Annotated in this window: 27 protein-coding genes; 13 read left to right on the top strand and 14 right to left on the bottom strand. The window is 69.4% G+C overall.

From position 1 onward, the window contains the following. Window positions 1–14: 14 nt before the first annotated feature. From AB0M51_RS07820 to AB0M51_RS07790, 7 genes are all read left to right on the top strand, one after another. A complete protein-coding gene (locus tag AB0M51_RS07820; protein ID WP_344201952.1) occupies window positions 15–1,184 on the top strand; it encodes an MFS transporter in 1,170 nt (389 codons plus the stop codon). Window positions 1,185–1,227: 43 nt separating this feature from the next. Next, window positions 1,228–2,262: a precorrin-3B synthase gene (locus tag AB0M51_RS07815; RefSeq protein WP_344201954.1), complete on the top strand. Its 1,035-nt coding sequence runs from the start codon at window positions 1,228–1,230 to the stop codon at window positions 2,260–2,262. After that, window positions 2,259–2,888 carry a precorrin-8X methylmutase gene (locus AB0M51_RS07810; RefSeq protein ID WP_344201957.1) on the top strand — a complete coding sequence of 210 codons (630 nt, stop codon included), beginning with the start codon at window positions 2,259–2,261 and terminating at the stop codon, window positions 2,886–2,888. The genes AB0M51_RS07815 and AB0M51_RS07810 overlap by 4 nt, the downstream gene beginning before the upstream one ends. Continuing rightward, window positions 2,888–4,423, top strand: a complete 1,536-nt coding sequence (locus AB0M51_RS07805) for a precorrin-2 C(20)-methyltransferase (RefSeq protein ID WP_344201960.1) — start codon at window positions 2,888–2,890, stop codon at window positions 4,421–4,423. The genes AB0M51_RS07810 and AB0M51_RS07805 overlap by 1 nt, the downstream gene beginning before the upstream one ends. An 80-nt stretch (window positions 4,424–4,503) precedes the next feature. After that, a complete protein-coding gene (locus AB0M51_RS07800) occupies window positions 4,504–5,196 on the top strand; it encodes a hypothetical protein (RefSeq protein ID WP_344201963.1) in 693 nt (230 codons plus the stop codon). A gap of 67 nt (window positions 5,197–5,263) precedes the next feature. Then, window positions 5,264–5,818: a hypothetical protein gene (locus AB0M51_RS07795; RefSeq protein WP_344201966.1), complete on the top strand. Its 555-nt coding sequence runs from the start codon at window positions 5,264–5,266 to the stop codon at window positions 5,816–5,818. Between the two features lie 40 nt (window positions 5,819–5,858). Then, the gene (locus AB0M51_RS07790; RefSeq protein WP_363748585.1) at window positions 5,859–6,926 is read left to right on the top strand and encodes an FAD-dependent oxidoreductase; all 1,068 of its coding nucleotides are present in this window, start codon (window positions 5,859–5,861) and stop codon (window positions 6,924–6,926) included. Here AB0M51_RS07790 and AB0M51_RS07785 read toward each other — a convergent pair. Further along, window positions 6,891–7,940 (bottom strand): DUF5937 family protein, encoded by a 1,050-nt coding sequence (locus AB0M51_RS07785; protein WP_344201971.1) that lies wholly within the window; start codon window positions 7,938–7,940, stop codon window positions 6,891–6,893. The two genes, AB0M51_RS07790 and AB0M51_RS07785, sit on opposite strands and share 36 nt — an antisense overlap. Next, complete coding sequence (locus tag AB0M51_RS07780) at window positions 7,941–8,414, bottom strand: GyrI-like domain-containing protein (RefSeq protein ID WP_344201974.1); 474 nt, start codon at window positions 8,412–8,414, stop codon at window positions 7,941–7,943. A 65-nt stretch (window positions 8,415–8,479) separates the two neighbouring features. Here AB0M51_RS07780 and AB0M51_RS07775 point away from each other — a divergent pair, with 65 nt between their 5' ends. After that, on the top strand, window positions 8,480–9,760 hold the full coding sequence (locus tag AB0M51_RS07775) for a glycoside hydrolase domain-containing protein (protein WP_363748582.1): 1,281 nt from the start codon (window positions 8,480–8,482) through the stop codon (window positions 9,758–9,760). Window positions 9,761–9,763: 3 nt separating this feature from the next. On the opposite strand, the gene AB0M51_RS07770 is transcribed toward AB0M51_RS07775, so the two are convergent. Further along, the gene (locus AB0M51_RS07770) at window positions 9,764–10,135 is read right to left on the bottom strand and encodes a cupin domain-containing protein (RefSeq protein ID WP_363748580.1); all 372 of its coding nucleotides are present in this window, start codon (window positions 10,133–10,135) and stop codon (window positions 9,764–9,766) included. A 61-nt stretch (window positions 10,136–10,196) separates the two neighbouring features. Here AB0M51_RS07770 and AB0M51_RS07765 point away from each other — a divergent pair, with 61 nt between their 5' ends. Then, window positions 10,197–10,661 carry a MarR family transcriptional regulator gene (locus AB0M51_RS07765; RefSeq protein WP_344201982.1) on the top strand — a complete coding sequence of 155 codons (465 nt, stop codon included), beginning with the start codon at window positions 10,197–10,199 and terminating at the stop codon, window positions 10,659–10,661. On the opposite strand, the gene AB0M51_RS07760 is transcribed toward AB0M51_RS07765, so the two are convergent. The 3 genes from AB0M51_RS07760 to AB0M51_RS07750 form a co-directional block, all read right to left on the bottom strand. After that, window positions 10,658–11,923: a serine hydrolase domain-containing protein gene (locus tag AB0M51_RS07760; RefSeq protein ID WP_344201985.1), complete on the bottom strand. Its 1,266-nt coding sequence runs from the start codon at window positions 11,921–11,923 to the stop codon at window positions 10,658–10,660. The two genes, AB0M51_RS07765 and AB0M51_RS07760, sit on opposite strands and share 4 nt — an antisense overlap. Before the next feature lie 81 nt (window positions 11,924–12,004). Then, window positions 12,005–14,812 carry a DEAD/DEAH box helicase gene (locus AB0M51_RS07755; RefSeq protein WP_363748577.1) on the bottom strand — a complete coding sequence of 936 codons (2,808 nt, stop codon included), beginning with the start codon at window positions 14,810–14,812 and terminating at the stop codon, window positions 12,005–12,007. 9 nt (window positions 14,813–14,821) lie between these two features. Further along, window positions 14,822–15,715, bottom strand: coding sequence for an alpha/beta hydrolase (locus tag AB0M51_RS07750; RefSeq protein WP_363748575.1), 894 nt, complete (start codon window positions 15,713–15,715; stop codon window positions 14,822–14,824). Window positions 15,716–15,784: 69 nt separating this feature from the next. On the opposite strand from AB0M51_RS07750, the gene AB0M51_RS07745 reads away from it, so the two are divergent. Next, a complete protein-coding gene (locus AB0M51_RS07745) occupies window positions 15,785–16,240 on the top strand; it encodes a MarR family winged helix-turn-helix transcriptional regulator (protein WP_363748573.1) in 456 nt (151 codons plus the stop codon). A gap of 72 nt (window positions 16,241–16,312) precedes the next feature. Here the strand turns inward: AB0M51_RS07745 and AB0M51_RS07740 are convergent, their stop codons facing one another. The 5 genes from AB0M51_RS07740 to AB0M51_RS07720 form a co-directional block, all read right to left on the bottom strand. Then, a complete protein-coding gene (locus AB0M51_RS07740) occupies window positions 16,313–17,143 on the bottom strand; it encodes a chitosanase (protein WP_344201995.1) in 831 nt (276 codons plus the stop codon). Window positions 17,144–17,242: 99 nt separating this feature from the next. Next, a complete protein-coding gene (locus AB0M51_RS07735) occupies window positions 17,243–18,115 on the bottom strand; it encodes a YegS/Rv2252/BmrU family lipid kinase (protein WP_363748571.1) in 873 nt (290 codons plus the stop codon). Window positions 18,116–18,164: 49 nt separating this feature from the next. Next, window positions 18,165–18,920 carry a twin-arginine translocase subunit TatC gene (tatC, locus tag AB0M51_RS07730; protein WP_344202001.1) on the bottom strand — a complete coding sequence of 252 codons (756 nt, stop codon included), beginning with the start codon at window positions 18,918–18,920 and terminating at the stop codon, window positions 18,165–18,167. 85 nt (window positions 18,921–19,005) lie between these two features. Next, complete coding sequence (locus AB0M51_RS07725) at window positions 19,006–19,302, bottom strand: twin-arginine translocase TatA/TatE family subunit (protein WP_344202003.1); 297 nt, start codon at window positions 19,300–19,302, stop codon at window positions 19,006–19,008. A gap of 57 nt (window positions 19,303–19,359) precedes the next feature. Further along, on the bottom strand, window positions 19,360–19,557 hold the full coding sequence (locus AB0M51_RS07720; RefSeq protein ID WP_344202006.1) for a hypothetical protein: 198 nt from the start codon (window positions 19,555–19,557) through the stop codon (window positions 19,360–19,362). 152 nt (window positions 19,558–19,709) lie between these two features. Here AB0M51_RS07720 and AB0M51_RS07715 point away from each other — a divergent pair, with 152 nt between their 5' ends. Then, on the top strand, window positions 19,710–20,903 hold the full coding sequence (locus AB0M51_RS07715; RefSeq protein ID WP_363748567.1) for a winged helix DNA-binding domain-containing protein: 1,194 nt from the start codon (window positions 19,710–19,712) through the stop codon (window positions 20,901–20,903). On the opposite strand, the gene AB0M51_RS07710 is transcribed toward AB0M51_RS07715, so the two are convergent. Both AB0M51_RS07710 and AB0M51_RS07705 read right to left on the bottom strand, forming a co-directional pair. Continuing rightward, on the bottom strand, window positions 20,900–21,871 hold the full coding sequence (locus tag AB0M51_RS07710; RefSeq protein ID WP_344202013.1) for a WYL domain-containing protein: 972 nt from the start codon (window positions 21,869–21,871) through the stop codon (window positions 20,900–20,902). The two genes, AB0M51_RS07715 and AB0M51_RS07710, sit on opposite strands and share 4 nt — an antisense overlap. Beyond that, the gene (locus AB0M51_RS07705; RefSeq protein WP_344202015.1) at window positions 21,868–22,824 is read right to left on the bottom strand and encodes a WYL domain-containing protein; all 957 of its coding nucleotides are present in this window, start codon (window positions 22,822–22,824) and stop codon (window positions 21,868–21,870) included. Before AB0M51_RS07705 ends, AB0M51_RS07710 begins: the two co-directional genes overlap by 4 nt. 87 nt (window positions 22,825–22,911) lie before the next feature. On the opposite strand from AB0M51_RS07705, the gene AB0M51_RS07700 reads away from it, so the two are divergent. Together AB0M51_RS07700 and AB0M51_RS07695 are read left to right on the top strand one after the other, a co-directional pair. After that, window positions 22,912–23,994 carry a DUF3866 family protein gene (locus AB0M51_RS07700; RefSeq protein ID WP_344202018.1) on the top strand — a complete coding sequence of 361 codons (1,083 nt, stop codon included), beginning with the start codon at window positions 22,912–22,914 and terminating at the stop codon, window positions 23,992–23,994. 76 nt (window positions 23,995–24,070) lie between these two features. Continuing rightward, entirely contained in the window at window positions 24,071–24,568 is a 498-nt protein-coding gene (locus tag AB0M51_RS07695; protein WP_344202021.1) for a hypothetical protein, read from the top strand. 50 nt (window positions 24,569–24,618) lie between these two features. On the opposite strand, the gene AB0M51_RS07690 is transcribed toward AB0M51_RS07695, so the two are convergent. Further along, window positions 24,619–25,590 carry an FKBP-type peptidyl-prolyl cis-trans isomerase gene (locus AB0M51_RS07690; protein ID WP_344202023.1) on the bottom strand — a complete coding sequence of 324 codons (972 nt, stop codon included), beginning with the start codon at window positions 25,588–25,590 and terminating at the stop codon, window positions 24,619–24,621. Window positions 25,591–25,669: the final 79 nt, after the last annotated feature.

Genomic DNA, 25,669 nt, shown 5'->3' with positions numbered 1-25,669 from the left:
GTTGCCTGGAGGACATGACACTCCAGACGGCAACCAGGTCGCCGGCCGTGCGGTGGTACGGCGTCGGCGCGGTGACGCTCGGGATCTTCGCGATCGCCACCACCGAGATCCTGCCGATCGGCCTGCTCACGCCGATCGGCACCTCGTTCGAACTCACCCCGGGCCGTACCGGCCTGCTGATGACGATGCCCGGGCTGGTGGCAGCCGTCTCCGCGCCGGTCGTCACGCTCGTCACGGCCAGGCTGGACCGGCGGCTGATGCTCTGCGCACTCATGGTCCTGCTGGCCGCCGCCGGCTTCCTCGCGGCCGCGGCGCCCGCGTTCTGGCTCGAACTGGTCGCCAGGTTCCTGGTCGGCCTCACTCTCGGCGCCTTCTGGTCGATCGGCGCCGGTCTCGCCGGCCGGCTGGTACCCGGACCACAGTCGACAAGAGCGACCGCGGTCATCTTCTCCGCGGTACCTCTCGGCTCGGTCCTCGGCGTACCAGCGGGCACGTTCCTCGGCGAACTGGCCGGTTGGCGTACGTCGTTCGCCGCGCTGGGCGTACTCGCACTGCTCGCACTGATCGCGCTTCGGACCACGGTCCCTCCGCTGCCGCCTCTGCAGGTCACCCGGGCCGCCGTACTCGCAAAGGCTCTCCGAAGCAGCCCCAGGGCCTTGCTCGTCACCTGTTTGATCGTCACGGCGCACTTCGCGACCTACACGTACATCACGCCGTTCCTGCGGGAAGTGATCCGTCCCGAACTCATCGGCCTGTTCCTGCTCGTCTACGGCGCTGCAGGTCTGGTCGGCAACGCTGTCGCGGGCACGTACTCGGCGCGCAACCTCACGGCCACGTTCACCGCCTGCGCCGGGCTGATTGCATTGTCGACGCTGCTGATGCCGGTACTCGGTCGCAGTACGGCGGGAGCACTCCTGCTGCTCGTGGTGTGGGGACTCGGGTACGGCGGTGTACCGGTGTGCTCGATGACCATGTTCGCGAGGGCTGCACCCGAGTCGCGGGAGGCGGCGACTGTGTGGTTCACGTCCTCGTTCCAGGCAGTGCTGTCGACGGGCGCCCTGGTTGGCGGTCTTGTGGTGGACGCGTGGTCGGTGTCAGTGGTGATGGTGGCTGGTGGTTGCTGCGCTGTGCTGACGGTCGCAGTCCTGCTGTGGTCCAGAACACAGCGGATTTCGGGCACGTAGCATCACGCCTGTGGCGAGGACTGAAGGCGATCGGTGCCCTGGTGTGCTGGCAGTGCATCAGGCTGCTGACGGCGGTCTCGCGCGCGTACGGCTCCCCGGCGGATGCCTCACCGCCCAGCAGCTCGCCGTACTGCGTCTTGCTGCCGCTGAGCTTGGTGACGGGCGGCTGGAGCTCACCTCGCGCGCCAACGTCCAGCTACGCGGGCTGGACGCGGATGGACCACGGGAGCTGTCCGATCGGCTGTATGCCGCCGGTCTGCTGCCGTCGATCGCCCACGAACGCGTACGGAACATCATGGCGTCGCCGCTGTCCGGTCTGGACCGCGAGACGCGGTACGACGTGATGCCAGTGGTGGCTGCGCTTGACGAGGCGCTGTGCGACCGCCGTGCGCTGGCCGAGCTCCCGGGCCGGTTCCTGTTTGCGCTGGATGACGGGCGTGGGGATCTGGCTGACGTGCGGGCGGATGTGGCTGTACGGGCGTTGGACGAGCGAACTGCACTGCTGAGCATCGGCGACCGCGGCGTTCGGGTCGAGTGGGCCGCGGTGCCGGAGCTGATGGTTGCTGCGGCTGAGTCGTTCTTGCAGGTGCGTGAGCGGGAGTGGCGCATCGCCGAGGTTGCTGGTGGTGCTGAGCGGATCCTGGAACGCCTTGGGCTGCAGGGCAGTGAGCTAGCGGCTCTTGAGAGCACACGGGTTGTTGCTGGCGTGCATGGGGCCGCTCTGGTGGTCACGGTGCCGCTCGGGAGCCTCACACAGGAGCAGGCCGCCGCGCTGGGAGCTGTACGTGTGACACCTTGGCGCTCCCTTGTGGTGCCGGCCGGTACACGCGGGCTGGAAGAGGTCGGGCTGGTCACCACACCGGACTCCCCGTGGGAGGGAGTCACGGCGTGTGCCGGTCGCCCGGGTTGCGCGAAGGCGCTGGCTGACGTGCGAACGGACGCCGCCAAGCACCTGGACCTCCGTGGACGGCGGGTGCACTGGTCGGGCTGTGAGCGCCGGTGCGGGAAGCCGCCCGGTGAGTTCGTGGACGTGGTTGCTGTCGGTGACGGATATCTGGTGGACGGGGAACGGCTGTGAGTTACGAGTACGAGCGGGACGGCGCGGAGATCTACCGGCGGTCGTTCGCGACGATCCGGGCCGAGGCGGCGCTCGACGGGTTACCGGCCGACGTCTCGCAGGTCGCCGTACGGATGATCCACGCGTGCGGGATGACCGACCTGGTCGCGGACCTGGCCTGGTCACCGAACGTGGTGAAGAACGCCCGCGCCGCGCTGCAGAACGGTGCCCCGGTGCTGTGCGACGCACAGATGGCGGCAGCCGGTATCACCCGGCGCCGGCTGCCCGCGGACAACGAGGTGATCTGCACGCTGCAGGACCCGCGGACCGTCGAGCTCGCGCAGCAACTGCAGACCACCCGGAGCGCTGCCGCAGTCGACCTGTGGACCGACCACCTCGACGGCGCGGTTGTTGCTATCGGCAACGCTCCGACGACGCTGTTCCGGTTGCTGGAGGTGATCGCGGCCGGCGGACCGCGACCGGCCGCGGTACTGGGGATTCCGGTGGGGTTCATCGGCGCGGCCGAGTCCAAGGAGGCGCTGGCCGCGAACGAGTTCGGCCTCGAGTACCTGGTGGTCAGAGGGCGCAGGGGCGGCAGCGCGATCACCGCGGCCGCTGTCAACGCGATCGCAAGCGAGGCTGAGTGATGACGGTGACGACTGGGCGTTTGTGGGGTGTGGGGCTGGGTCCGGGCGACCCCGAGCTCGTCACCGTGAAGGCGGCGCGACTGATCGGCGCCGCGGACGTGATCGCGTTCCACAGCGCGCGGCACGGGCGGAGCATCGCACGGTCGGTCGCCGCGCCGTACCTGACCGAAGGGCAGCTCGAGGAGCACCTCGTCTACCCGTTGACCACCGAGACCACGGACCACCCAGGTGGCTACCAGGGCGCGATGGACGACTTCTACGCCGACTGCGCCGCCCGCCTCGCGACCCACCTCGACGCGGGCCGTGACGTGGTCGTCCTCGCCGAGGGCGATCCGCTCTTCTACGGCTCGTACATGCACATGCACAAGCGCCTCGCGGACCGCTACCCGTGCGAGGTGGTCCCCGGCGTGACCTCGGTCAGCGCGGCCGCCGCCGTACTCGGCCGTCCGCTCTGCGAACGCGACGAGATCCTCACCGTTCTTCCCGGAACCCTGCCGCCGGACGTCCTCGCCGACCGCCTCCGCTCGACGGATGCGGCGGCGGTGATGAAGCTCGGCCGCACGTTCGAGAACGTCCGCGAGGCGTTCGAGCTGGCCGGGCGCGCCGACGAGGCCTGGTACGTCGAACGCGCCACCACCGACGCCCAGCGGACCGCCCCGCTCAGCGAGGTCGACCCGGACGACGTGCCGTACTTCTCCTTGGCGCTCCTCCCGAGCCCCATCAACAACACCTTCACTCCCCCAGCCACCAGAACCGCTCCGGAAGGCTCCGTCACCGTCGTGGGCCTCGGCCCGGCCGGCCCGGAGTGGATGACGCCCGAGGTACGCGCGGCAATCGCGGGTGCCGACGACGTGATCGGCTACACGACGTACGTCGACCGGCTGCCCGACAGAGCCCGGCAGCGCAAACATGGCTCCGACAACCGCGTGGAGTCGGAGCGGGCCGCGTTCGCACTGGACCTGGCCCGCAAAGGCTCCCGGGTCGTTGTCGTCTCGTCCGGCGACCCTGGCGTGTTCGCGATGGCCAGTGCGGTCACCGAGGTGGCAGCGGAACCGGAGTACGCCGACATCGCCGTACGCGTGCTGCCCGGCATGACAGCGGCACAGGCGGTCGCGAGCCGTGTGGGAGCGCCGCTGGGGCACGACTACTGCGTGCTGTCGCTCTCGGATCGGCTGAAGCCGTGGGACGTCATCGCACAACGCCTGACCGCAGCAGCACAGGCAGACCTGGCCATAGCGATCTACAACCCCGCTTCGAAGTCCCGCACCTGGCAGGTGGCCGCTACCCGCGACCTGCTGCTGGAACACCGTTCCGCCGATACACCGGTGGTGGTCGGGCGTGATGTCGGCGGGCCGGCGGAGGCGATCACTGTGACAACTCTGGGCCAACTGGACACTCAAACGGTTGACATGCGATGCCTGCTGCTGATCGGCTCGTCACAAACCCGTACCGTGCCCCGTCCGGCCGGGCCGGTGGTCTTCACTCCGCGCCGATACCCGGCAACGGTCAGTGATACCGCACCAGGAGTCGGTTAAATCCGTGCTCCGCCTGTGTCAGGAAGCATTCGGACGGGTAGGGGGCGTCCGGGAAACCGACCAGTGAGGAGCCAGCGGACATGAGCCAGCAGTACCCCGGTGACACCGCGACGATCACCGCGCCCGCCGGTGACAGCACCCAGCGGTACGAGGAAGCACGGGCCGCGGCCAGCCGGGCGATGAGCACGATCACGGTCCCGGCGGACCAGCCGCTGCGCACGCCGCCACCCTCTGCCGAGAAGTCCGCGGTCGACCCGGAGCTGCTGTCCTACCGCGGGTTCAAGTTCGGCGCCGCCTTCTTCGGCTGGCTGATCACCATCTCGATGTCGGTGCTGTTGCTGGCCGCCGTGTCCGCCGCTGCGTTCGGGACCGCACAGGTCCTCGACTACACGACCAGCGACGCGAAGGCCCAGCCCGGCGCGGCGTCGATCACCGCGGCCGCCGTCACGATCTTCATGCTGACCTTGGCGTTCTACACGGGCGGGTACGTCGCGGGCCGCCTGGCGCGCTTCGACGGCGGCCGGCAGGGCTTCGGCGTGTGGATGATCGCCGTACTCGTCGGAGCCGTTGCCGGCGGTCTCACGTGGTTCCTGGACAACCAGTACGACGTGTTCGGCAACCTGCACCGGCCGAGCGTCGCGCTCTCCGACAACACCTTGCTGCTCGGCAGCGCTGCCGCGGCCGCAGCACTGCTGGTGCTGACGCTGATCGCCGCGATCATCGGGGGCAAGAGCGGTCGTCGTTACCACGACCGCATCGACGAACTGCTCTGAGTAATGGTCGGTTTCCCGCCGGGTACCTGGTAGTCACACGGGGCTTGTCCGGTAAGGAGAAGCTGACATGACGCAGCAGTATCAGGAAGACACTCGCGTCGGGCCGTCCGAGCTCTACGCGGACGAAAAGCATGAAGAACCCGCACACCGGGCTTCGACCGGTGGGGCGACGTTCTACGGCTGGCTGGTCGCTCTGGGGATGGTCGGGCTACTGACCGTGATCGTCGGTGCGGCCGCGACAGCAGTCGGCTACGCGGTGACATTCAACTGGAACGACGCCAAGGGCAGCGCCGGCACCATCGGGATCGTCTCCGGTGCGGTCCTGTTGCTGATCCTCGCGATCGCCTACTACAACGGCGGGTCGGTCGCAGGACGGCTGGCCCGCGCCCACGGCGCCCGGCACGGCTTCGGCGTCTGGCTGCTCGGTGTCGTCGTGACAGCGATCGTCGCCGTACTCGCAGGGCTGGCCGGTTCGCAGTACAACGTGCTGAATCGGCTGGGGCTGCCCATCGCCGACCGGACGCTGACGACGGGTGGCATGGTCGCGGCAGGTGCCGCGGTGCTCGTCACGCTGATCGCAGCGGTCGCCGGAGGTAGGTCGGGGCAGCGCCGGTTCGAGTAGGCCTGGGAAGACGTGGGACCCGCACCGCGTTGTCGTTGATGTGCTCGAAGTAGCGGTGATCGGTGCGGGACAGGCAGGGCTGTCGGCTGCGTACCACCTGGTGCGCTTCGGGTTCACGCCGTACGACGAGGTCGTCGTGCTGGACCGCAACGCGGAGCCGGGTGGTGCGTGGCAGCATCGCTGGGACTCGTTGACGATGCACGACGTCCACGGGATCGCCAACCTGCCCGGCGTACCGGTACCGGAGAGTGTCGGCGCGGAGCGGGCGAACGCGTTCGTGCCGGCGTACTTCGCGGACTACGAGAGGCGCTTCGAGCTTCCCGTCGTACGGCCGGTGGCGGTGGAGAGCGTGCTGGAGATCGACGGCGGGTTCGCACTGGACACGTCTGCCGGCGAGTACTCCGCTGCCACGCTGGTGAATGCGACCGGTACCTGGGACCGGCCGTTCATCCCGTGGTATCCGGGCATCGAGACGTTCCGCGGACGGCAGCTGCACACCGCCGACTACCGTGGAGCGGCCGAGCTCAACGGGCAGCATGTGCTCGTCGTCGGCGGTGGAGCGTCTGCGGTACAACTGCTGGCGGAGGTGTCGGAGGTCGCGACCACCACGTGGGTGACACGACGCCCTCCGGAGTGGCGCACCGGCGTCGACTTCACACCGGAGTACGGGCGTCAGGTCGTGGCCCGGGTCGAAGAGCGTGTCCGTGCGGGTCTACCACCTCGTAGCGTCGTCAGCGTGACGGGACTGCACCTGCGGCAACAGGAACAGGCTGCCTGGGACCGCGGCGTCTACACGCGGCTGCCGATGTTCTCGCGCATCACACCGGACGGTGTGGAGTGGGCTGACGGCAGCAAGCAGCACGTGGACACGATCCTCTGGGCCACGGGCTTCCGTGCCGAGCTGGCGCACCTGTCCCCGCTGCATCTACGTGAGCCGTCCGGTGGCATCCGGATGAACGGCACTGCCACTGCAGCCGACCCACGAATCCACCTGGTGGGCTACGGCCCATCGGCCAGCACCATCGGCGCCAACCGAGCCGGCTTTGCGGCAGCCAGGGCGCTACGGGATCTGCTAGCGCATGATCAACGTGAGCAGGTCAGCGCCTAGCGCCGTGATCGCGTCGTTGTTCAACCTGTACGCGACAAACCGGCCCTCGCGTTCAGCCGTGACCAGACCGGCTCTGGTCAGTGCCCGCAGGTGACGGGTGACCTGCGTTGGGTGCAGCCCCCACAGTGCGGCGATCTCCCCTGCCGTGCGCGGTTCGCTGGCCACGGCCCGGCACACCTGCAGGCGATCGGGCGACGCGAGCGCGTCCAGCCGGGCCCGGATCTGCTGCGCCGTCGGTACGTCGGCCGTGCGTCCGCCGGTCGGGTAGATGACGGTGATCGGTTCGCCGGGGATCTCGCCGATGAACAGGTGCGGCGCGATGTAGTTGCTCGGGACAAGCAATAGCGAGCGACTGCTGATGTCGATGCGCTTGCTCTGTACCTTCTGGACCACGACGCTGTCCGCGTCCCGTACGTCGATCGAGGCGTCCAGCGAACGCAGCATCGCTCCGACGCCGTCCCGTACCGCCAGGTCGCGGTCCTGCCGGCCCCGCGCGGCCAGGGCGTCTCGTGACTCGTCCCACACGCTGCAGAACCACTCCCGCCAGCAGGCATCCAGTAGCTCGACAAAACGACGTACAGGCTCGGCAGGGTCCGTCAGCAGCCCCTCGACCAGTGCACCGGTCGACCGTCCCCTACTACGCGCCCAATGCAGCGCTGCGCTGTTGTCGGACGAACTCAACGGGCGTCCATGGAGCGGGCGGACGAGTTCCGCGGCCACGTCCTCGGGCGGACGTTCACGTAGCGCTGCCAGCTCGTCGTCCCACAGCGGCATACCGGTGGCGCTTGACGTCGCGAAGAAGCGGGCCCGGACCGCCCGCACGGTCCAGGTCCACTGAGCGAGCTCGCCGCGCAGATCGTCCGGCAGCGGCACCGAGGCTGCCCAGCCGGCCCGCCCGTGATGTGCGGGCTCCGCCAGTACATGCAGCGCACAGCCGAGCTCGATCAGCGGTGAGGCGACGTGCCGGATCCGCTCGGGATCGAGCCGGCTGACGCCCGCGAGGACGGTCGGCACTCAGCTCTTCAGCTTGAACTGCAGGTCGGTGACCCAGTCGTTCATGTCCGGAACCTCGCGCGGGTCCGAGCGGTAGACCTCCAGGCGCGCGGCCCAGGTGTCACCGTCCACGTCCCAGGTGACGCCCTGCTGCTCGCCCCACGCGAGCAGGTCCCCCGTCGCGTCGCGCAGCCCGTCCGGGTGCCCGTGATAGGTGGCCGTCGCGTACCGGCCGGCCGGGAGTACGCCGGTGACGATCTCGCCCTCCCCGGCGTGTACGTCGTCGACCGGGAAGCCGATCTCCATCGTCAGCCCGTGCTCCATGTCGACCACGTCGTACTTGAAGAACGGCGCGTCGTTCGGTGCGATCTCCCGGGCCGCCAGCCAGTCGATCACCTCCCGCAACCGGTCCGCGAACGCCGCGATCCCGTCCATCGGCACCGTGCCCCGCAGCGCAACGTAGGGCCGCTCCCCCAACTCCACGATCTCCGGCATTCTGTCCTCCACTCAGCTCTTGAGGTCAACCTAGCGCCTCCTGTGTACTGGGAGCGGGGGAAGCCATGTTCAAGATCAAAGTTCTCATCGCGGCGCTCGCAGTCCTGATGCTCGGCACACCGGCGTACGCCGAGCCGACGACGCCGATCACGTACAACGCCGGTACGACGGCCACGCGCTACACCGGGCTTGCCTTCGACACCTGCACGGCGCCGACGCTCGCCCAGCTGACAGCGTGGAAGGCGTCGCCGTACAGGGCGATCGGGATCTACGTCGGCGGCGTCAACCGGACGTGTGCGCAACCGCAGCTGACACCCGCATGGGTGAGCGGCGCGACCGCGATGGGCTGGCGGCTGGTGCCGATCTACCTCGGGCTGCAGGCACCGTGCGGCACCCGCAGGTACAAGATGTCGACCACCTCCTCCAACCGTGAAGCCGTACGCGAAGCAGACGACGCAGTGGCCAAGGCGAAGGCACTGGGCCTGCTGCCGGGCGGTGCGATCTACAACGACATGGAGAACTACGACCGGACGAACACGGTCTGCCGCAACGCCGTCCTGCACTACCTGTCCGCGTGGACGAAGGAGCTGCACCTTCAGCGGTATGTGTCCGGCATCTACGCCAACCTGTCCTCAGGTGCACTCGACCTGGCCGCCGCTTACAACTCCACGTCGTACGCCCGCCCCGACGCACTGTGGATCGCCCGTTGGGACGGCAACAGCGCGCTGACCGGCTGGGCCGGTGTCCCGAACACGTTCTGGGCGGTCGGGCAGCGCGGCAAGCAGTACAAGGGCGACCACGCCGAGTCGTACGGCGGCGTGACGCTGAACATCGACAACGACCGCTTCGATGCACCGGTCGCCAGTGTCGTCTACAGGTACACCGTCCGTACGACGGTCTACTCCTACAGCGGGCCGTCCACGGCGTACCCGATCCGCTCGACGATCCCCGCCAACACCTCGCTCCGCCTGGTGTGCCAGACGTTCGGACCGAAGATCGGCACGACGACAGTGTGGGACAAGCTGGTCGAAGGTACCTACGTCACGGACTACTACGTGCGTACGCCGAACAAGACCGGGTACAGCGCTCCGCTTCCCGGCTGTGCCTTCCCGTTCCAGACCACGGTGAACGGTCTGTCGCGGCGGCACGGCCCGGGTACGGCGTACACGGCGTACCCGGGCACCCTGCCGATCGGCTCCCTGGCCTGGGTCACTTGTCAGGCGCCTGGTTCCAAGGTCGGCACTACCGCTGTCTGGGATCGGTTGACCGACGGGAGCTGGGTCACCGACTACTACGTCGCGACTGCGAGCAACACGACGTACAGCGTCCCTATTCGTCGCTGCTGACGGCTACTGAGCCCAGGGCGGCTGCACCGCCGTGCCGTCGGCCATATAGCCGGTGAGCCCTGCCGTGACGGCAACGATCAGCTCGGCCTTGACCTCGCCCAGGTTGCTCAGCGAGATCAGCTCACCGGCAGGCACGACAGCCGCGTCGCCCGGGCCGAGTTTGTCACCGTCCGGGCCGAGCTGCACCGTGCCGGTGAGCACCATGAACACCTCGTCGCGGTCGATCGTGTGCGGCGCGTCGCCGACGTGGCCGACGTCGACCGTGAGCCGCCACGTGCACAGGCCGGCCGAACCGCGGCTCGGCGCGGCGAGCCCTGCGAACTCGACCCCCGGGAGCTGGAACCGCGGCGCTTCGGCCGCTCGTACGACGTGCATCCGTCCCCCTACCATTTAGTCAAGCTGACTTGACCAAGTCAGCTTGACTATCATGGCGCGCATGACGCAATCGGGCAAGCCGGATATCGGCATCCTGCTGCTGCTGGCCGACCAGGAGTTCGTCCGCGCGCTGCGCGGGCAGCTCGCCGCGCAGGGGTACGAGGACCAGGGCCGCTCGGACGGCTTCGTGTTCCGCACGCTGGCCGACGGCCCGACCACGATCAGCCGGCTCGCCGAGCGGCTGGAGATCACCAAGCAGGGTGCCGGCCAGATCGCCGACGACCTGGAACGCCGCGGGTACGTCGAGCGCCGCCCCGACCCGTCCGACGCCCGCGCCCGCCTGCTGCACCTCACCGACCGCGGCCGCGCCGCACTGTCCGCGGCCCGCCGGTTCCACCGCGACTACGAACGCCGGCTCCGCCAGCGGCTCGGCGACGCCGCGATCGACACCCTGCGCGACGTACTGACCGAGATGGCCGGCGAGGCCCAGATCAGTACGCCGCACTTCCGGGCGTTGATGTTCTAGAAGTACTGCGGGAAGAGGTCGTTCGTCGGCCAGGACTTGACGCTCTTGGCGGCCGTCCAGAGCGCGGCGTCGATGTCGCCGTACGACTTGCCGCTGGCGTCGTCGCGGCGGTTGAACACGGCCGCCCAGCTCATCCCGTTGTACGTGCGGACCATGATCGAGTACGTCCCGGGCATGCTGCCGGTGTGCCAGGTGTTCCGGCCGGTGCCGCCGGTGACCGGGCGGATCTGCCAGCCGAGGCCGTAGTACCAGCCGTCGGAGTTCACGCCGATGGACGGCTTCGCCCAGACGTGGCCGAGCGACGTACTGTTCAGCACGCCCGACGGCGCGTCGAACATCTTCGCCCAGCGGACCAGGTCCGGCGCGCTCGCGATCCAGCCGCCGTTCGCGTCCTGGATCCGCATGCTGAACGAGCCGTACGGCGCGGGCACGGTCTTCCCGGACATGTCAAGCACGGTCCGGCCGGTGTACTGCGACTCGTACGACGTCTCGCCGCTGTGCTTGGCGATCGAGTAGCCGAGCGCCATCCGGGTGATCTTCAACGGCGCGAGCAGCTTCTGCTTCACGTAGTTCTCGTAGCTGAGTCCGCTGACCTTCTCGATCACCCGGCCGGCCAGCGTGTACCCGAAGTTCGAGTACGCGTACTTCGTTCCCGGGTCGAAGTCGAGCTTCTGCCCGGCGACGTACTTGATCACGTCGGAGGTGTGCAGCTCCATCGGTACGCCGAGGGTCCGGGAGATCGTGGCGTCCTTCCACTCCGGGTCGCCGGAGACGTCCCGGTCCCAGCCGCCCAGGTGCTGCAGCACCTTCCACAGCGTGATCTTCGACCACCGCGCGTCCCGGGTCAGCCCGGACGCCGGCACGATGTCGATGATGTTCGCGACCGGCGTCGACAGGCTCACCTTCCCGTCCTGCACCAGCTTCACGATCGCGGCCGCGGTCAGCGACTTCGACAGGCTCGCGATCCGGAACAGCGACGTCGGCTGCACGGACAGCGCAGTCGACGCGCTGTAGCCACGGGCAAGCACCAGCCGCCCCTTGTACGTCACCGCGACCTGGCCCGCGGTGATCCCCCGGGCCTGCATGAACGCCTTCATCTGACTGTCGAACCCGGCCAGCGCAGGCACCGCCGTCCCGGTCACCTTCCAGGTAGCGGCCGCGTCGGCGGGCCGCCCGATCAAGTACCCAGCACCCGTACCCACCGCAGCGGTGGCACCAGTTGCGACAGCCAGCTTGCCGAGATTCCGGCGCGACAACTCCACGAACGTTTTCTCCTTCAGGGGTGGACGACCCCGGAAGTCTTTCACCCCGAGAGGTCTACCGGAGTGAGCTGTGGGTTGCGGTCAGTCGACGACGGTGGCGTAGGAGATGACGCCTCGGCGGATCTGGTCGACGACGGCTCGGGCGGTGGTGCGGAGGGGGGTGGGGCCGGCGGCGTCGGCGATTTGTTCGGTGAGGTCGATGAGTTGCTTGACCCAGCGGACGAAGTCGCCGGCGGCCAGGTCGGACTCGTACAGGACCTCGGCCAGCGAGGCGCCGGAGGCCCAGCGGAAGGCGGGCCAGCAGAAGTTGAGGTCCATGGAGCGGAGGAAGTCGACCCGCATGTCGCGTTCGAGTGCGGACAGGTCGCGCCAGATCACGCCCATCTGCTCCAGCGCCGGCCGTACGTCGCCGCGCGGCAGGCGGGGTGAGGTCGGATCGTCCTTCGAGCGGGACTCGTACACCAGCGCGGCCAGGCACGCGGCCAGCTCAGGCACGGTCAGGTCGTCGAAGACGCCTTGCCGGAGGCATTCGGCGGCGACCAGGTCGAGCTCGGTGTAGATGCGCGCCAGCCGGTCCCCTGCCTCGGTGGTCTTGTCGCCGTCGAGGTAGTGCAGCGCGTCCAGCACCTGGCAGACCCGGTCGAACTGCCGGGCGATCGTGTTGGTCCGCTGCTCGATCTTCCGCTGTACGTCGCGGTTCTCCCGGTCGAGCCGGAAGTACCGCTCCGCCCAGCGGGCGTGGTCCTCGCGGTCCGAGCAGCCGTGGCAGGGGTGGGCGCGCAGCTGTGCCCGCATCTCCTGCAGCTCCGGGTCGTCGGCGTGCGAGATCACGTCGCGGTGGCGCGACGGCGGTCCGTCCTCGCCGAGCAGGTCGGTCCGGGTGCGCAGCACCTGGGCCAGCTCGCGGCGCTGCTGCGGGTTCCGCGGGTTGAACTTGCGCGGGATCCGCAGCGACCCGATCGCCTCGACCGGCGACGGGAAGTCGACCATCGACAGTTTCCGCACCTGCCGGTCGAGCGTCAGCACGGTCGGCCGCGGCCCTTCCCGCTCGGACCGCATCCCCGGGTCGAGCACCAACGCCCAGCCCGCACTACGACCGGCGGGGATCCGGATGATGTCACCGGTGCGAAGCTTCTCGATCGACTCCTGCGCCTCGACCCGGCGGTCGAGCTTGCGCCGCTTCGACCCGGACGCCTCGCGATCACTGATCCGCCGCCGCAGTGCGGCGTACTCGAGGAAGTCGCCGAGGTGGCAATCGATCGACTCCTTGTACCCCTCGAGCGCCTCGGTGTTGCGCTGCACCTGCCGCGCCAGCCCGACCACGGCCTGGTCGGACTGGAACTGCGCGAACGACAGCTCGAGCATGTCCCGCGCCCGCGTCCGCCCGACCTGGCGGACCAGGTTGACGGCCATGTTGTACGACGGGGAGAACGACGACCGCAGCGGATACGTCCGCGTCGACGCCAGGCCGGCCACCGCGCGCGGGTCGAACCCGGGCTGCCAGAGCACCACCGCGTGCCCCTCGACGTCGATCCCGCGCCGCCCGGCCCGCCCGGTGAGCTGCGTGTACTCCCCGGGCGTGATGTCGACGTGCGCCTCGCCGTTCCACTTGGACAGCTTCTCGAGTACGACGGTCCGCGCCGGCATGTTGATGCCCAGGGCAAGCGTCTCGGTGGCGAACACGACCTTGATCAGCCCGCGCGCGAACAGCTCCTCGACGACCTCTTTGAAGGCCGCGAGCATGCCCGCGTGGTGCGCCGCGATCCCGCGGGACAGCGCCTCGGCGAAGTCGTGGTACCCGAGCACGCCGAGGTCCTCGTCCGGGAGATCCGCCGTACGCTCGGCGACGACCCGCTTGATCTCGTCGCGCTCGGACGGCTTGGTCAGCCGCAGCCCGGACCGCAGGCACTGCACGACCGCGTCCTCGCAGCCCTTGCGGGAGAAGATGAAGTAGATCGCCGGCAGCAACGCACCCGCGTCCAGCTCCTCGACGACGTCCGAGCGGTACGGCGTGAAGTGGGTCTTGGACGGCCGGCTCTTCGGCAGGTCCCGGCGGCGCCGGGGCTTGCGTGAGTCGTCGCGGAAGATCCGGCTGTCGTCGCGGGCGATCCGGACGAGCTGCGGGTTCACCAGGTCCTTGAGATCCGCGCGAGCCGCCTTCGCCGGGTTCCCGGACCGGCCCGACGCGGGAGCGCCGACCCGAGCGGTCGGCGCCTCACCGGCGAACAGGTCGTGCAGCCGCTTCCCGACCATCACGTGCTGGAACAGCGGCACCGGGCGCTTCTCCTCCAAGACGACCACGGTGTTGCCGCGGACCGTCTCCAGCCAGTCGCCGAACTCCTCCGCGTTGCTCACGGTCGCGGACAACGAGACCACCGACACCGAGTCCGGCAGGTGGATCAGCACCTCTTCCCAGACCGCGCCGCGGGACCGGTCGGCCAGGTAGTGCACCTCGTCCATCACGACGTACGACAGACCGAGCAGCGTCTGGGAACCGGCGTACAGCATGTTCCGCAGCACCTCGGTGGTCATCACCACGATCGGGGCCTCGGAGTTGATCGAGTTGTCGCCGGTGAGCAGCCCGACCTTGTCGGCGCCGTACCGGCTGACGAGGTCGCCGTACTTCTGGTTGCTCAGCGCCTTGATCGGGGTCGTGTAGAAGCACTTCTGCCCGCGCTCCAGCGCCAGATGTACGGCGAACTCGCCGACCAGGGTCTTGCCGGAACCGGTCGGCGCCGCGACCAGCACCTGGTGCCCGTCCTCGAGCGCCGCGCAGGCGCGCAGCTGGAACTCGTCCAGCTCGAAGTCGTAGAGCGCCCGGAACTCCTTCACCGCGGGGTGCTCCTGGTCCGAGCGGAACGAGGCGTACTTCTCGGACGGGGTACTCATGTGCCCAATCTATGCGACGGCACCTACAACTTTGTCGCGGATCCGGTTCTTGACGAACGTCGCCGCGTGGTCGAGGGCTTCGTCGGCCTCAGGCAGGAGGCCCTCGAAGTACTGGAACACGTGCGGAGCGCCGGCGATCACGTCCAGGCTGACGTCCACCTCCTGCTCCGCGGCGCGGGCCACCAGCCGGAGCGAGTCGTCGAGCAGGACCTCGGCCGATCCGACCTGCACCAGCAGCGGCGGCAGACCCGTCAGATCGGCGAGGACCGGGCTGGCGAGCTCGTTCCGCGGATCCGCACCGCCCAGGTAGAGCTCCGCGGTCTCTTCCATGTTCGGGCGGCTGAACAGCGGGTCGTAGTCGCCCCGTGCGTCGATGCTCGGCCCGGTCAGCGCGACGTCGGTCCAGGGTGAGAACAGCACCACCCCGGCCGGCATCGGCAGTCCTTCCGCGCGCGCCGCGATCACCGTCGCCAGCGCCAGCCCGCCGCCGGCCGAGTCGCCCGCGATCACCACCGGCTGACCGGCCAGCTCCCGGTACGCCGCCAACGCATCGTGGACCCCGGCCGGGAACGGATGCTCCGGCGCCAGCCGGTACTCCAGGGACACCGCCGGTACGCCGCTGCGGCGGGACAGCGGCGCGGCCAGGTTCGCGCCGGTCCGCGCGGAGCCGATCACGTAGCCGCCCCCGTGCAGGTAGAGGATCACGCCCGCCGCGTCCGCTCCGTCGACCCGGACGTCGAGGGCCGGTACGCCGCCGTACGTCCGCTCCGCCAGTGTCACGTCGTCGCCCAGCGGGCGGTTCGCGAACAGCTTGTCGAACTCGGCCCGCTGCTCGGCCGGGGACCGGCCGACCTCGCCCTTCTGCATCATGCCGCGTGCTGCCTGGCGTTCTTCAGCGCTCATCGTCGTCTCCTGGTGATAGATTCCGAGGAATATAGTTCTCTCCAACTACATTCCAAGGAATCTAATTCCGTGACTGATCTCACAGCATTGTTCACGGACCTGGTCCGGCTGGAAACGCGTTTGTACAACGCGCTCGACAGCCGGCTGAAGGCGGAGCACGAGCTGCCGCTCGGCCAGTTCGAGTTCCTGCGGTACATCGCGTCCCGCGACACCGCCCGCGTCTTCGACCTGGCCCACGAGATGGCGATCACCGTCGGCGCGACCAGCAAGGCCGTCGACCGGCTCGAGGCGGCCGGGCGCATCCGCCGTACGGCGAACCCCTCCGACCGCCGCTCGTCACTGGTCGAACTCACCGCCGAGGGCCGCCGTGCGCTGGAGTCCGCGACGCCGACGGTCGAGGCGGAGCTGCAGACCTGGGTCGGCTCGGTGCTGCCCGCGCCGGTCCTCGAACAGCTCGCCACCCACCTCTCGATGCTCCGGCAGCGCGCGGAGATCGACCCGCGCACGGACCGCGCCGGAACATGACGCAGCCGGGCTCCCTTCCCTGGTGGTCCGATGGGAGCCCGGCTGCGGTTCGTGGTGCGACCCGGTCGATACCTAGTCGATGTGGTACGGGTCGCCGTACACCTTCCAGTCCAGCGGGGTGTTCAGCGCGAGGTTGCCCTTCTTCAGCCAGACCCGCTGCGCGGTGTCGACGCGACTGGTGTCGCTGTGCGCCTCCTCCTGCTTCATCGCCCAGACGCGCGCGTCCAGGAAGGCGTTCAGGTACGTCGTCTCGTTCCCGCCCTGCGACGGCGGCTTCGCGTGGCTGAGCGCGCGCTTGCGGATCCCGCCGAAGCTGGTCGGGTCGTCGCCGTCGCCGTGCATCACGATCGCGTCGTAGTAGCAGAACTGCCCGAGCGTGCCGATCCCGTCGGCCTTGCCCTGCTTGACGGCCGGGTTGAAGTACACCCGGTCGCGCTCGTCGTTCTGGCAGTTCTGGAACGTCGAGTCCTTGGCCGCGGTCTTCCAGTCCCTGGTGAAGTTCGGGTCGAGGCCCTGGTGCGAGTCGCTGCCGTTCACCTTGCGTAGCGCCGGCAGGTACTTCTCCAGGACGTTGCCCGGCTTCCGGCTCGAGTACAGCTCGACCAGGTCGAGCATGTCACCGGTCCCCGAGCAGAACCCGATGATGCCCGCGGTGTACCCGCGGCCGTCGTCGATGTCCTCGATGTACTTGTACTGCGCCTTCCAGTCCAGCGACGAGTTCTCCGCGCTGCAGACGATCTCCATCGCGATCTCCTTCTTCGCGGGATCGTCCAGTCCGGTGGCCTTCACCCCGACCGCCGCGTCGGCGGGCGACGCGAAGCGGGAGGCAGCGAGGCCTGCGGGCACAGCGGCCAGGGACAGGCCGAGCAGCAGCGTGGTCCGGCGGGTGGGGCGGTTCTCCATGAGGTCCTCCGAGGGGCGTCCGAGGAATGAACTGTTAGGAAGCTTTCCTATCAGAGCGAACCCAGGGAGGGGAATAGCTCAGAACTTCATGATTGTGTCTCAGTGGAACACGGTGAGCGCGCCCGGCGCGATCCCGATCTCCACCGGCAGCGGACCGAGCGGCTCGCCGTCGGCGTACGCCGTGATGCCCGGCGACTCGATCCGCACCGAACGGCCGCGCAGCGCGCGCACCGCGGGGTGCCCTACATGGGTGCCCTTGGACAGCTTCGGGAACAGCTGCAGCAAGGTCAGCCGGGAGACCGGCTTGATGATCGTGACGTCCAGCAGCCCGTCGTCGATCTCGGCGCCGGCGCAGATCTGCAGGCCGCCGCCGTACGTCGGCCCGGTGCCGACCGCGACCAGCATGGCCGCGGTCTCGATCGACTCGCCGTCGACGGTCACGACGTACTCGAGCGGGGTGAACGTGCGGAGCTCGGCGAAGGTCGCGAGCGTGTAGCGGGAGCTGCCCTTCGGCCAGGACATCGCATTGGCGCGCTTGTTCACCAGCGAGTCGAAGCCGCCGGCCACGACCGTGGTGATGAACACGTCCTTCGCCGCCGCCAGGTCGATCGTGCGGGTCCGGCCGCCGATCACCAGGTCGGCCGCGGCGCCTGGATCCCCCAGCGGTACGCCGATGCCGCGGGCGAAGTCGTTGCCGGTGCCGGCCGGGATCACGCCGAACGGCATCCCGGAGTTGGCCAGCACCTGCGCACCCAGGTGGATCGTGCCGTCCCCGCCGATCAGCGCGACCGCGTCCGCGCCGGACTCCACCACCTCGGCGGCGATCCGCCCGACGTCGTCGGCGCAGGTGGTGGTGTGGACGTCGACGGTCAGGCCCGCGCCCGCCAGCCGTTCCCGCACCGAAGGCGCGATCCGCGCGCCACGACCCCGCCCGCTGGAGGGATTGACCACCAGCGCGATGCGCCGACTCACCGGACGCCCCTCGAACCCCCGCGCCGGAGGCGCGGTAGTAGTGCGGGCATCAATCCGCCAGCAGTTCTTCGTTGCGCACCTTGCGGCGTTTGTCGTTGATCCGGGCGATCACCTCGGAGGCGAAGAACAGCACGCACATCGGGATCGCCAGCAGGCACATCGTGAACGGGTCACCGGACGGCGTCGCGACCGCGGCGAACACGAAGATCACCAGGATGATGTACGGCCGGAACTTGGCCAGCGCCGACGCCGGCACCACGCCGACCATGTTCAGCAGCACGACCACCAGCGGGATCAGGAACGCGACGCCGAACACCAGCAGGGTCCGGATCACGAAGTCCAGGTACTTGCCGAGCTCGATCAGGTTCTGCACCTGCTCCGGGGTGAAGCCCAGCAGGATGCTGATGCCCTTCGGCAGCGTCCAGTAGCCGAGCGCGATACCGGTCGCGAACAGCGGCGCGGCGATACCGGCGAACAGGTACGCCCACTTCTTCTCGCTGCGGTGCAGGCCCGGCGCGATGAACGCCCAGAGCTGGTACAGCCAGATCGGCCCGGCCGCGATCAGCCCGAGCAGCGCGGACACCTTGATCCGGAACGTCAGCGGGTCGCCGACCCCCTGGAAGGTGAGCTGCGGCTTCAGGCCGCGGTCCTCCGCGAACGGCCTGACGGCCGTCTCGAACGGGTCCTTCAGGATCGCGAGCGCCGGGTAGTACACAAACCAGGCGACAACCGTGCACACCACGATCGCGAGCACACTGATGAGCAGCCGGTTACGGAGCTCGACAATGTGTTCGCGCAGGGTCATCCGACCCTCTGGGTCCCTCGGGCGGCGGTCTTCCTTCGCCTTCCGTCGCCCGAACCTCACCATCGACACAAGTGGGGCGTTCTGTTCAGTTCGCCGTGTGCGTGGGCGGCAAGCCGTCGCCCGGCGCCTGGCCGTTCGCCTGGTTCGGCTGTGCCTGGGCCTGCTGAACCGGCTGCTGTACCTGGGCCGGCTGCTGCGAGGCCTCGTCGGTCAGCTCCGCGTCCTTCTTCCGCGGACCGACCTCGTCCTCCCAGATCTTCTTCGACTTGCCGAGCTGCTTGACCAGCTGCGGAAGCTTCGCCGAACCGAACAGCAGCACGACGATCGCGAGGATCACGAGCCACTCTGCGCCTTGGGGCATACCGAGGAGCGGTGCTGCCATGTCGATCTCCCTTTCAACATCTCAACTCGGACTCGAGCCTGAGTTCGTGGCCGAATACTACGCCGGAGCGTGCGCATCCTCACGGGTCTGTCCAGACCCGGCCGCGGATCGCGACTGCGCTGCGTCCAGCTTGGACTGGGCGGCGACCAACTCACGCGTCAGTGCCTTGCCCTGGCGCCACAGCTTCAGCGCGAGCAGGGCGAGGACGATTGTCCACACCACCACGACCGCGATGAAGAGCAGGAACCAGTACATACCCAGGAGCCTAGCCGGTTCCGGCCGCGGGCCCACGACCTACGGTGCGTCTCCGCGGACAACGGTGCCGGAACGTGATGGTAAAACCGAGTGTCGCGCAGGGTCTTCCGACGGGCTGAGAACGGGCTGAAAACGGGCTGAAGGGTGTGTGGATGAGGCGGATCGGGGTGACGGAGCGGCGGGCCCGGCTGGGGCGCCGGCACCGGCTCGGCGCTGGCTGCCAGGCAGCGGACCCGGTCGAGGCCGCCGCGTCGATGGTCGCGCTGCACGCGACCGATCCGGCCACCGTGCACCTGAGTGTGGCCGCACGGGTTCCGGGGAGTGAGGTCGCGAGCACGGAGCGTGCACTGTACGACGACCGCGCGCTGATCCGGATGCTGGGCATGCGCCGGACGGTGTTCGTCGTACCGACGCCGTTCGCGCCGGTCGTCCAGGCGGCATGCACGGACGACATCGCGGTGAAGCAGCGGAAATTGCTCGTCAAGCACCTGGCCGAGGCGGGAGTCGCCGAGGACGCCGAGACCTGTGGTCGCTGGCTCGCGACCGTCGAGGAGTCCACGGCGACCGCACTGGCGCTGCGGGGGTCGGCCACCGCGCAGGAGCTGGCCTCCGACGAGCCGCGGCTGCGGACCCGGCTGAGCATGGCGGCCGGCAAGTCGTACGCCGCTCAGCCGTACGTGACGAGCCGGGTCCTGTTCCAGCTCTCCGCTGAGGGCCGGATCGTCCGCGGCCGACCGCTGGGCACCTGGTTGAGCGGCCAGCACCAATGGTCACCGTCCGCGGACTGGCTGCCCGGCGGGCTCGGCGACAAGCCGCCGGCTGAAGAGGCGCGTACGACGCTCGCACGGGCGTGGCTGACGTCGTTCGGCCCTGGTACTTCCGCTGACCTGCAGTGGTACGCCGGTTGGACGCTCGGGCAGACCCGTAAGGCGCTCGCGGCGGTGGACGCGGTCGAGGTGGAGCTGGACGACGGCCAGGTCGGCTACGTGCTGCCTGACGACGACGCCCCCGAGGAACCTGTCGATCCCTGGGTGGCGTTCCTGCCCGGCCTGGATCCGACGCCGATGGGCTGGAAGGACCGCGGCTGGTTCCTCGGCCCGCACAAGTCCAAACTGTTCGACACCACCGGCAACGTCGGCCCGACGATCTGGTCCGACGGCCGCATCATCGGCGGCTGGGGTCAGCCCGAGTCCGGCGAGGTCCGGTACGAGCTGCTGGAGGACGTCGGCGCCGACGTGACCGCACTCGTCGAGGCCGAAGCGTCCCGCTGGACCACCTGGCTCTCCGGCGTCCGCGTCACCCCTCGCTTCCGTTCCCCTTTGGAGAGAAAGCTCAGCCTGGGCTAGACGTCGTACGCGGAGAGGGCGTCGCGGGCGGTGGCGGCGATCTGGGTGGTGAGGTCGGGCGGGTCGAGGACCGTGGCGGCACCGCCGAGGCGGAGGACCAGGCGTTGCAGCCAGTTGGTGTCGGCGACCCGGAGTTTGACGATCAGGGAGTTCTCCGGGCCTTCTTCGACGGACTCGTTCGGGTAGTACTCCGCGACCCAGCGCGCGGGCGGGGCCAGGCGGAGGGTGGCCAGGAGGTCCTGTTCGGAGGGCTGGAACATGCCGTTCGACAGGTCGCGCGGGGTCGCCTCGGGCGGTGGTTCGCTCGGCAGGTCGAGAAGTTTGACGTCCGCGATCCGGTCCAGCCGGAACAGCCGGACGTCCTCGGCCAGGCGGCACCAGGCCTCGAGGTACGTGCGCCCTTCCGACACCACGAGCCGCATCGGGTCCACGTCCCGCTCGGTCGTCTCGTCGCGCGACGGTACGTCGTACGTGAGGTGCAGGCGGCGCTTGGTCGCGAGGCCGCGGTTGACGATCTCGGCGATCTCCGGCGCGGCCGGCTCGACGTGGACGTGGGCCGCGGCGCCCTCGCTCGCGGCGGCAGCCTCACCGGCGGCGCGTTCCAGCTTCGCGATCGCGCGGTCGACGGCGTCCCGGTCCGGGCCGGCGGTGACCTCGCGCAGCGTGCGGAGGGCGGTCAGCAGCGCGAGCGCCTCGTCCGCGGCCAGTCGGAGCGGCCGGGCCAGGTAGTCCGCGTTGTTGATGTGGATGACGCCGTCGCCCTCGGCGGCCTCGATGTCGATCTCGATCAGGTCGCCCATCTGCGCACCGGGCAGCCCGCAGAACCACAGCACCTTCAGGTCCGCGATGATCTGCTTCGGCCGGACGCCGAACTCCTTGGCGACGTCGTCGACGCGGGCGCCGTCGTTCTCCCGCAGGTACGGGACGAGCGCCAGCAACCGCTGCACCTGGTCACGTGCGTTACTCATGCGCCGGCCACCGTCCGCAGCCGCCACAGCACACCGTCCAGTACGTCGCCCGGGCCTTCCACGACCGCGTCCGACCCGTACGACGCGATCTCCTCGGCCAGCACCGACGAGTCCGCGTACGGGACGTGCAGCAGGTCCCAGCCCTCCTCGTACGGTTCGATCGCGTTCGCGCGTCGCCGCAGGCTCACACAGGATCCGGTCCGCGCCCGCACCTTCGCCTCGGACGTCGGCCGCGGCGGGGCCAGCTCGGTCACCAGCGACCGCAGGTCCGTCCCCTCCGGCACCGTGAACGCGCCGGGCTCCCCCACCGTCTTCACAGCGCCGCCGATCCGCGACATCCGGAACATCCGGGTCGCCTGCCGGTCGCGGTCGCGCCCGACGACGTACCAGCGGCCGTGCCAGGAGACGATCCCCCACGGCTCCAGCGTCCGGGTGGTCGGCTCGGACGCGCCGCTGCGCAGGTGCTCGAACCGGACCGCCTGGCGCGCCACCACGGCCGCCCACAGCGGGTCGAACGACGGCTCGGACGCGCCGACGTGCGGCTCGATCGCGCTGAGCGCCGACTGGTCGGTCTGGATGCCGGCCGCCTTCAGCTTCAGCACCGCGGAGGTGGTCGCCTCGGACAGGCCGGCGTGCTGCCAGACCCGGGCGGCGACGCCCAGTACGGCGGCCTCGTCCGGCTCCAGGTGCACCTCGGGGAGCTCGAACACGTCGCGGCGGATCCGGTACCCGACCTCGTCGGAGAAGAACTTGTCGATGGTGCCCATCTCGATCGGGATGCCGAGATCGCGCAGCTCGTCCTTGTCCCGCTCGAACATCTTCTCGAAGGCGTCGTCGGTCTGCCCCGCGTACCCCTCGACGACCTCGCGGATCCGCTCCTTGGTCACATAGGTGCGCGCGACCAGGAGGCAGATGACCACGTTGAGCAGCCGCTCACTCTTCCGCGCCGACACCCGTCCACCTTACGGCCTCAGGCGTCCAAAACCCGCCTTACCGCACCGAAACTTCGAACACGGGTTCGACCCCAGTAGGGTCAGCACGTGATTCGTTGGCGGGACGGTGTGGTGACACAGGTCGGGCGGAGCTGGGCCGGAGCGCTCGAGCTGAGCGTGACGGTCGGCGAACAGACTGTGCGCGCCTTGGCGTACCCAGAGCTCGTCGGTACGCCGGTCGCGGGCGACCGCGTGCTGTTGAACGTAGGCGCCCTGGACCGCGGCCTGGGTACGGGCGGGTACGCCCTGGTGGTCGCCGTACCGGACAGGCTCCCGGAGGACCCGCCGGAGCACGGGCACCTGGTGAAGGCGCGCTACACGCCACTACAGGCCATGGTGATGGGCGCGGACGAGCAGGACTCCCCTGACCACGACGTACTGCGAGACGCCGACGACCTCTTCGGTACGCCGGTAGTCGTTGCGGATCTGCACTCCGCGCTACCGGCGGTGCTGGCCGGTGTCTACGAGGCCCGGCCGACCACACGCGTCGTCTACGTGATGACGGACGGCGGTGCGCTTCCCCTGGCGTTCTCCCGGAGTGTCGCGACGCTGCGGGACGCCGGCTGGCTCAGCGGCACCGTGACCGTCGGCCAGGCGTACGGCGGAGACCGCGAGGCGGTAACGGTCCACACCGGGCTGCTGACCGCCGTACAGGTGCTGGCAGCCGAGCTGGTCGTCATCACGCAGGGCCCGGGCAACCTGGGGACAGGTACGCGCTGGGGCTTCTCCGGGGTGCAGTCAGGCGAGGCCGTGAACGCCGTCGGCACCCTAGGCGGCCGGGCAGTCGCCTCACTCCGTATCTCCGAGGCAGACCCGCGGCCGCGGCACCGTGGCATCTCCCACCACAGCCTGACCGCGTACGGGCGGGTAGCGCTCCAGCCGGCCGATGTCGTCGTACCGGATCTGGCTGGGGACTTCGGCGACGCAGTACGGGACGCGGCCGAGCCTTTGAAGGCCAGGCACCGCGTGGTCCGCGTTGGCGTCGACGGGCTGTACGAGGCGATGCAGTCTGCCCCAGTGAAGCTGTCGACGATGGGCCGCGGCCTGGACGAGGACCGCGCGTACTTCGAGGCCGCTGCCGCCGCCGGACGCCATGCCGCCGGGCTGGTGGACGTGCCTGCGCGTAGCTGAGCAGTGGATCCAGGTCTACCCGGGCTGGGGTCGCAGCACTCCTGATCGGGAGGCCGGCCGCAGGGACAGTGGTGGTATGAACAGCACCAAGCACCGCAACCTCACGATCCACGACGTCGCCCGGCCGGAGCCGCCACTGGCCGTCCGGGGAGCGACCACGCTGTGGCTCGCCGCCGTCGGTGCGGGTGTCGCCGAGTCCGTCCTCGGTGTCGCCGGCGCGATCGCCGGCGGCGCCCCGCTGCTCGGCCTGCTGATGCAGGTCGCCTTCCGGGTGATCGTGTACGGCGGCCTGTTCGTCGTCATCGACCGCTACTTCCGGCCCGGTGTCGGCTGGTCCCGCTGGCTGCTCACCGGCCTGCTCGGCACGGTCGGCATCGCGTCCCTGGTGGTCGGCCCGATCGGCTGGCTGCTGCACGACGGCGACTTCGGATCCGTGCACTGGTCGGCCTCGTTCATCGCCTTCGGCGCGATCCGCTGCGTGCACGTGACCGCGGTGATCACCGCGATCCTGCTCAGCTTCCAGCCCGACGCGAACCGCTGGTTCAGCCGCCGCGCGGTCCGCCGCACCCGCTGAAACGCCGAAGGACCGGCCCCCGCGGTGGGAGCCGGTCCTTCGACGGCGTTCTACTGGCCGGTCGTCTTCGGGGCCGGGAAGGCGTTCAGGACGTCGATGACCGCGAACGCGTTGACCGTCTTGCCGGCCTGGTCCTTCGACGCCGGGAGCTCGACCAGGACGCGGCTGCCGATCGGGACGCCGGCCAGGCCGTCGAGCGCTCCGGTCTGGCCGTTCGGGCCGGGACCCACCTGCAGCTGGTCGGTCGGCGCGGCCGGCTGGGCGGCGCTCTGCGCGGTAGCCGGCTGCGCGTCCCAGGTGCTGGCCTGCTTCTTGCCGGTGTAGTCGTACACCACGTAGCGGCCGATCAGCTGGCTGGACTTCTCGATCGGCTTGCCCTTGCCGAGCGCGAACACGATCGGCTTGCCGGGCTTCGCCGGCGGCTTGGTGCCGGGCGCCACGGTGACCTTCGGCTCGGCGTTCAGAGGGCCGGTGACGCTGATCTTGGTCGGCGTCGACGGGGTCACCGTGGTGGCGTCCAGCGGGGTGTCGTTCGCGGCCGCGCCGACCAGGTCGACGACGAAGATCAGCGTGTCGTCACCCTTGATGCCGGCCTGCGAGTTGCCCTGGGACTTGTAGCCCTTGTCGGACGGGATCGAGAGCAGCACCCGGCTGCCGATCTTCTTGCCGACCAGGCCCTCGTCCCAGCCGGAGATGACGCCGCCGACCCCGATCGGGAACGACGACGGCGCGCCGCGGTCGTAGGAGTTGTCGAAGACCTTGCCGTCCCGCCAGATCTGGCCGAGGTAGTTCGCGGTGAGCAGCTCGCCCTTCTTCACCTCCGGGCCGTCGCCCTCCTTGAGGACCTCGGTGACCAGCTGCTTGTCGGGGTCGCCCTGGCGGTGCGTGATGGTCGGTTTCTGCCCGAAGTCCGAGGTCACCTTGAAACCGGCGGCGTCGAAATCGTTCTTCTTGTCCGATCCGCACGCCACCAGGGAGGACCCCAGAGCCGCGACAACGACCAGACTCAACAGCTTGCGCACGAAACCAGCACCTCGAACCATCCCGGCGCTGAAGTTTGCGCCGATTGCCTCCGGTCAACGACGCGGACCACCCTAGCTT

Source organism: Kribbella sp. NPDC051137 (genome assembly GCF_040682535.1).
In the GTDB taxonomy this organism is placed as follows: Bacteria; Actinomycetota; Actinomycetes; order Propionibacteriales; family Kribbellaceae; genus Kribbella; species Kribbella karoonensis.
The sequence above is the reverse complement of the archived record's forward strand: the minus strand, read 5'-3'. Positions and strand labels throughout refer to the sequence as shown.

What these genes read in the sequence shown, in the direction of transcription:
- AB0M51_RS07725 (WP_344202003.1), bottom strand. Translation starts at nt 19,302, where the DNA reads ATGGCAGCACCGCTCCTCGGTATGCCCCAAGGCGCAGAGTGGCTCGTG.
- AB0M51_RS07695 (WP_344202021.1), top strand. Translation starts at nt 24,071, where the DNA reads ATGAACAGCACCAAGCACCGCAACCTCACGATCCACGACGTCGCCCGG.
- AB0M51_RS07780 (WP_344201974.1), bottom strand. Translation starts at nt 8,414, where the DNA reads ATGCCGGAGATCGTGGAGTTGGGGGAGCGGCCCTACGTTGCGCTGCGG.
- AB0M51_RS07720 (WP_344202006.1), bottom strand. Translation starts at nt 19,557, where the DNA reads ATGTACTGGTTCCTGCTCTTCATCGCGGTCGTGGTGGTGTGGACAATC.
- AB0M51_RS07740 (WP_344201995.1), bottom strand. Translation starts at nt 17,143, where the DNA reads ATGGAGAACCGCCCCACCCGCCGGACCACGCTGCTGCTCGGCCTGTCC.
- AB0M51_RS07750 (WP_363748575.1), bottom strand. Translation starts at nt 15,715, where the DNA reads ATGAGCGCTGAAGAACGCCAGGCAGCACGCGGCATGATGCAGAAGGGC.
- AB0M51_RS07715 (WP_363748567.1), top strand. Translation starts at nt 19,710, where the DNA reads ATGAGGCGGATCGGGGTGACGGAGCGGCGGGCCCGGCTGGGGCGCCGG.
- AB0M51_RS07800 (WP_344201963.1), top strand. Translation starts at nt 4,504, where the DNA reads ATGAGCCAGCAGTACCCCGGTGACACCGCGACGATCACCGCGCCCGCC.
- AB0M51_RS07765 (WP_344201982.1), top strand. Translation starts at nt 10,197, where the DNA reads ATGACGCAATCGGGCAAGCCGGATATCGGCATCCTGCTGCTGCTGGCC.
- AB0M51_RS07805 (WP_344201960.1), top strand. Translation starts at nt 2,888, where the DNA reads ATGACGGTGACGACTGGGCGTTTGTGGGGTGTGGGGCTGGGTCCGGGC.
- AB0M51_RS07770 (WP_363748580.1), bottom strand. Translation starts at nt 10,135, where the DNA reads ATGCACGTCGTACGAGCGGCCGAAGCGCCGCGGTTCCAGCTCCCGGGG.
- AB0M51_RS07775 (WP_363748582.1), top strand. Translation starts at nt 8,480, where the DNA reads ATGTTCAAGATCAAAGTTCTCATCGCGGCGCTCGCAGTCCTGATGCTC.
- AB0M51_RS07755 (WP_363748577.1), bottom strand. Translation starts at nt 14,812, where the DNA reads ATGAGTACCCCGTCCGAGAAGTACGCCTCGTTCCGCTCGGACCAGGAG.
- AB0M51_RS07820 (WP_344201952.1), top strand. Translation starts at nt 15, where the DNA reads ATGACACTCCAGACGGCAACCAGGTCGCCGGCCGTGCGGTGGTACGGC.
- AB0M51_RS07795 (WP_344201966.1), top strand. Translation starts at nt 5,264, where the DNA reads ATGACGCAGCAGTATCAGGAAGACACTCGCGTCGGGCCGTCCGAGCTC.
- tatC (WP_344202001.1), bottom strand. Translation starts at nt 18,920, where the DNA reads ATGACCCTGCGCGAACACATTGTCGAGCTCCGTAACCGGCTGCTCATC.
- AB0M51_RS07710 (WP_344202013.1), bottom strand. Translation starts at nt 21,871, where the DNA reads ATGAGTAACGCACGTGACCAGGTGCAGCGGTTGCTGGCGCTCGTCCCG.